We start from the raw sequence: 6,055 nt of genomic DNA, 5'->3' as shown, positions 1-6,055 counted from the left end.
GCCAACCTTAAAATGCAATCCATGCTATTTGACATTACGCATTCCAAACAGGCCATAAATATTAAGGAAGGTATTTTCTATAATGGCATCAGCGGCTGCAGTATACGTGTCGGAAAAAAAGTGAACGAAAGTAACCTGCTTAAAGATGTGATGATATATGATCACCGGGCGATCCAGGGAAACAACAAAGTTGCCTTTGCCGATTCAGGACGCATGCAGATATCCAATGACAAAAGCGTACTTGTAATTACTTTATACAATGGATACAGTTACGAAGATATGTTGAATACGGATCAGGACATACGTACACGGCCATTACTCAGAAATAAATTCCAGGAACAGGAAATTCGCCTGGACCTCTCCGATTTTAAAATGAACAAGACTGATGAATCACTATTCAAAACAAATTACCAGATGCTTAATATTACCCAGTTAAAAGAAGCGCTGGACTCCATGAGAACCAATACACTAAAACGCGGAGTAGAGACATCAATGCAGCTAAGCAATAATTATTATGCCCGTTCCATGCAATACTTAAATTTGGAGGACAGCTCAAAAAAATACACCGTTCAAACAGCTGAATTATATTCTTCACTTCCTCTCATGGATAAAACCCGCATACTTGAAACTGCTATTAACATAGCCCGATCGGCAAAGACATATGTAGAAACAAGTTCAGAAGAACGGCAGGTAAACGACCAAACCATCCGTAAGTTTGAAGTTGAACTGCATAAAAAATTCACACTTTCTATCGCATGCCTCATTCTGTTCTTTATCGGCGCGCCACTCGGCGCTATCATCCGCAAAGGAGGACTCGGGATGCCGGTTGTAGTTTCGGTTCTATTCTTTATTATATTTTATATTATCTCCATCATGGGTGAAAAACTCGTTAAGGAAGGTACGCTGCCCGCCTACCAGGGTATGTGGCTGGCTCCTGTGGTACTGCTGCCTGTTGGAATTTTCCTGACCCGTAAAGCAAGTAATGATTCAGGATTATTTGACGTCGACACTTATTTTTCAGGTATAAAGAAATTGCTTTTAAAAAAACAAAACAAGTCGAATACTCCCGCTGTTTAACTAAACCACTATGGAACCGCAAGTCCATAGGTTGTGGTAAAGAAAGGATGAAATTCTTTCTGAAATGCCTAATAAGAAATGTTCTGTGATTCTCTGTGTCTCCTTTGTGCCTGCACACCGAAGTGTTTTGGCACACAGGTGTGAAGCTCTGTGTAACAAAAATTACACAGAGTAAAAAGGAGTTTCACAGAGAGCCACAGAGAAAAGAATATTTTTAGAAACTGAAAGTCTTGTACTGAAAGCGCATACCTGCATCGCTTTCCCGTAGCTTCAGCGAAGCAAAGCCTGCAAGGCAGGGTTTCAACTAATGTGTTTAAAATAATGAATTCTATCAGCTGGCCTGCAATGATTTCCTTTTTACAATTTCTGCAAATGAGCGGTTCTCAATTTTACTGTCCAGCCACGAAATAAAATCGAAATATTCGAGTATTCTTGCTTCAAAAGTATCTTTTGACAGATCAAGTAATTCTGTTTGTAATTCCTTAAATCCCGAAACCATTTTTTTCCTCGAATAGGCTCTGAATTCTTTTTTTCTTAGAAAATTTAAAATAGCCGTTTCAAATTTATAGAGCCGTTTTCGTTTGTGTAAGAAGCGGATTGTAGATATTATGGCATATTTCAATAGATCATCATTCCTGAGTTCAAAATGAACAATGATACTTAATATTCGGGCAATGCAGTAAATAATATCTTTGAAAGATACAGTAGTGTCGTTTAGAATTTTATTTAAAAAATTATTCGCAGAAGAGTAATTCCCACATCCAAAATAAATGTAGGCAATGTTATAATGTAAAACCATTTTCTGTCTACTATTCAGTGATTTCAAAAAATTAGCCTCGTATATATCAATGACTAACTCTAACCCTTTATTAAACTGGCCGCGATGAATGTGCATCTCTATTTCCAAGGTATTTGAGATATACAGTATTTTATTTTTTATATGTTTTGATTTAGTGATTATGGCTCGTAGCTTTTTAACAGTTAAGGAAAACTCATCAAACTTTTTAAGTCTAAGCTGAATAACCAAGAGGTTGTTCAGTGCCGATATGAATTGGCCCTGATTCTGCGTAATTTGATGAGGTTGTTTTTCAAATAATCCTACCAATTTTACAATGTATTTGTATGAATTATTTACCTGGTCTAGCATGATATAATAAAAACCATAGCATAAATAAAAACACCTTAGCGAATCGAAGGACCGGGCCTTATCTCTTGATTTCAACAAAGGATTTTGCATCAATTTTTCAATTGATGTAAGACCAGTCTTATCCCTTAGTATCCCTTCCTTATTTAATAGCATTGAAATGCGTGATATAAGGTAATCGTATTGATTGCTGATTTTATATTTATCCATAACAACTTTCATTTGATGATGGAGGACATTAATTTCCATTTTTGTTCTCCCGGCAAATGATTGTACACGCATTAATTCGATTTCCCATTTTAACAGATCAAGCAGCTGAAGATGTTTTTCATATTTATTGGCCATCTCCTTGGCTTTCCAAATTATTTTTTCACATTGGCCAAATAATCCTTTGTCAAAAAGAACTTTAATATGTTGCAAAAATTCATGGAGTCGGGAATCAACAGAAGAGTTGGAATAATATATAGTTAAGCTTTTCAGAATGATTTCGTTTAATCGATTTTTTAATTGGGGCAACTGAGTAATAAACCTTTCTTTTAAAAGTTCACTTTCATCGAATTCCCTTTGTTTGTCGATAATGTCAAACAGTTTTACATATTTATTAGTCTCGCCAATAACATGCCTTGATGCGAAAACTTTGAAATGCCTTTTTTCTGTTTTCGACAATTGCTTAATCAGCTGGAACAATTCCGAAGAACCTAATTTAGACATGGAAGTTATTTTATATTCACATTGTCAAAAATAAACAAAATTGATTATTTAATTGAATAATATTCAAATTTAATATACTTTGAAATGGAATAACTAAACAACTATGCCATACTAATTATTTGTTTTCTGTGTAAGTTTGTTCAGGGAGAAATAATATTCAATGAAATGAAAAACTTCGCTTTTACACTTGTTACTGTGCTTGTCAGCTTTGGAGTTATTGCAAAATCTAATCCGGCAATTTTAGCAGAGACGATTAAAAGTCATATTTCAAATTCATCAACAGGTTTTATCGAAAATAATGGGCAGATGACGGATATGGATGGCAAACCTGTTTCTTCCGTACTATTCAAATCCGAATCACCCGGTGTAAATCTATTTATTACCGGCCAAGGCTTAACTTTCCAAACTTTGAAAGTTGAAGAAGAACAACATGAGGAAAAATTATTCCCCTTTGAAAGAGCTATTACAAGTCCAGAGGATATAAAAGGTGAAGCCAAAGAAAACATTAAAATAAAATGGGAACGCATAGATGTAATACTAAAGGGAGCAAGGATAAAAAAAGAAAATATTTTGAAAGAAGGTGCAAGCACCCATTTCAATCAATACTTTTTGGCGCACTGCCCTGAGGGCATTACCGATGTAAGAGAGTATGAAAAATTAATTATCAAAGATGTGTATCCGGGTATCGACTGGGTATTTTATAATTCAAGTAAAAAAGGATTTAAATACGATTTTGTAGTTAATCCCGGAGCCAATTATAAGAAGATAGAGTTGCTTTACCAAAGCAAAAATCCAATCGAAATAAATGCAGAAGGGGAAATAGAACTAACTACCCAATATGGTGATATAACTGAAAACGCACCGATAAGTTTTTTAAACGAAGAGAAAATATTCACTCGATTTTCCAAAAATTACGAAAAAGAAATAAAAATAAAAGAGGACAAAGGATATGAAACTTCTATATCATTTCATCTTCAATTGTCAACCATCGACAGTCGATCATTAATTGTTATAGATCCCAACCTGATGTGGGGAAGTTATTACGGAGGGACTAGTTATGAAGGTTTTACTTCTGTATGTACTGATGCCAATAGTAATGTTTTTGTTGCAGGATATGTTGCATCCACTAATTTCCCCACTCAAAACCCGGGAGGAGGAGCTTATTTCCAGGGAGCTAAAACAGTACTCAATGATATTTGTGTGCTCAAGTTTAGCAACATTGGTGTCCGCGCATGGGCAACCTATTATGGTGGAAGCGGTAGTGATAACGGTTATTCTATAACCACTGATGACAACAATAATGTATTTGTTACCGGGGAAAGTTTTTCTGCCAATTTTCCAATATTCAATCCAGGGGGTGGAACTTATTTCCAAGCTATCAATGCAGGTGGCAATGATGCTTTTATTTTAAAGTTTAGCAATACGGGAGTTCGCCTATGGGCAAGTTATTATGGAGGAAATTTTGATGAAACCGGCGAATCCATCAAAACCGATGGCAGCGGAAATGTTTTCATCACAGGACACACACGCTCTACAAATTTTCCTACACAAAATCCCGGAGGTACTACCTGGTTTCAGGCAGCTAATGCAGGTGGAGGAATTCCTATTGATGTTTTTATAGTGAAATGCACAAATGCGGGATTACTTCTATGGTCGACATATTATGGCGGAACTGGTCGGGACTTTGGAATGTCTCTTGTAACGGATGGAAGTGGCAATGTGCTTATAACCGGATGGACGGATTCTCCTAACTTTCCCACACTCAATCCCGGAGGCGGTTCGTATTATCAGGCAGCTAATGCCGGCGGATTCAGTGATATTCTTATTCTGAAATTTACGAATGTAGGTGTTCTTTTATGGTCAACTTATTATGGCGGAAATGCACTTGATCAAGGCGAAGCCATTACTATCGATGGCAATGGCAATATTTTTATTGGGGGAAATACAGGTTCCCCTGATTTTCCCACCCTGAACTCCGGTGGTAGTTCTTATTACCAAGGAGCTTTGGGTGGCGGATGGTATGATTTGATAATACTGAAATTTAACAACTCGGGAGCCCTTATTTGGGCAACATATTATGGTGGAACAGGAACTGACAGTATGTTCGGCGGATATGAACGAGATTGTCAAATGATTACGGACTGTTCCGGGAATATTTATCTCACCGGGTGTACAACCTCTAATAACTTTCCAACATTAAATCCGGGTAGTGGATTTTTTGTCGGAGCTTACTCCGGTGGAGGTACATATGGAGATGTATTTATTCTGCAGTTCAATAATAGCGGAGTTCGTCTTTGGGCAACTTACAATGGCACTTCTTCTGATGACCATGGAAATGCTTTAGCGGTTGACCCAACCGGCTGCCTCTTGGTTGTTGGAGAATGGAAAAATACCGGAAGCAACGGACTGACAAACCCCGGTGGCGGCGCTTACTATGATAATGCATGGGGCGGCTCGGATGATAGCTTTATCATGAAATTTTCCTCTTCTAATTTTCTTTCCGTCACGGCCGTATCCACTAATGCAAGCTGTGGGACAAATGGCAGCGCGATAGCTTCAGCTACAGGCGGCATAAGTACATTAACTTACAGCTGGAGTAATGGAACAACCGGTCAAACTGCCACAGGCCTTGCTGCGGGTAATTATACCGTAACAGTAACCGATGCGAACAGCTGTACTATTACTGCGACTGCTACCGCCACAATAATTTCCCCACCATCTTTAACTGGACAATTTACCAAAGCCACAGCGAACTGTAGCGGCTGTGGTTGTAAAGAATGGATTATGATAACTGCAAGCGGCGGGACAAGCCCATACACCTATACTTGGCCCGATGGATATGATAAAAGATATAAAAATCATCTTTGCCCTGGTGCATACACAATAAATATAAAAGACAAAAATGGCTGTAGTATAGATGTTAGTCTCACTGCACCCTGAAATAGTCAACTATCAGTTATCTCATTTCTGGCTTTTCTCCCAAACAATCCATCGATACGCCCCTCTGGTCGTAAAACCAAATAAAGAAACAATTACCTTTAACTCGATCAAAGTAGAGCAGTTATGACCGAGCAGAAATTGGCGTATATAACCCGAGAACAATCCTGGTTCCTGTAATGTCTT

General features: G+C 37.7%; 3 protein-coding genes. 2 read left to right on the top strand and 1 reads right to left on the bottom strand.

Annotation, left to right across the window (positions count from 1 at the left end):
* Nucleotides 1-1,077 (top strand): LptF/LptG family permease (locus HYU69_06625; protein ID MBI2270021.1); only part of this gene is annotated, 1,077 nt, incomplete at its 5' end.
* A gap of 331 nt (nucleotides 1,078-1,408) precedes the next feature.
* On the opposite strand, the gene HYU69_06620 is transcribed toward HYU69_06625, so the two are convergent.
* Nucleotides 1,409-2,932: a hypothetical protein gene (locus HYU69_06620; protein MBI2270020.1), complete on the bottom strand. Its 1,524-nt coding sequence runs from the start codon at nucleotides 2,930-2,932 to the stop codon at nucleotides 1,409-1,411.
* Between the two features lie 165 nt (nucleotides 2,933-3,097).
* Here HYU69_06620 and HYU69_06615 point away from each other — a divergent pair, with 165 nt between their 5' ends.
* The gene (locus tag HYU69_06615) at nucleotides 3,098-5,872 is read left to right on the top strand and encodes an SBBP repeat-containing protein (protein MBI2270019.1); all 2,775 of its coding nucleotides are present in this window, start codon (nucleotides 3,098-3,100) and stop codon (nucleotides 5,870-5,872) included.
* The last annotated feature ends 183 nt before the right edge of the window (nucleotides 5,873-6,055 follow it).

It is taken from the genome of Bacteroidota bacterium, assembly GCA_016183775.1.
Lineage (GTDB): Bacteria > Bacteroidota > Bacteroidia > JABDFU01 > JABDFU01 > JABDFU01.
Note: the sequence above shows the minus strand (reverse complement) of the source record. Positions and strands in the feature narration are given on the sequence as shown.

What these genes read in the sequence shown, in the direction of transcription:
- HYU69_06620 (MBI2270020.1), bottom strand. Translation starts at nt 2,932, where the DNA reads ATGTCTAAATTAGGTTCTTCGGAATTGTTCCAGCTGATTAAGCAATTG.
- HYU69_06615 (MBI2270019.1), top strand. Translation starts at nt 3,098, where the DNA reads ATGAAAAACTTCGCTTTTACACTTGTTACTGTGCTTGTCAGCTTTGGA.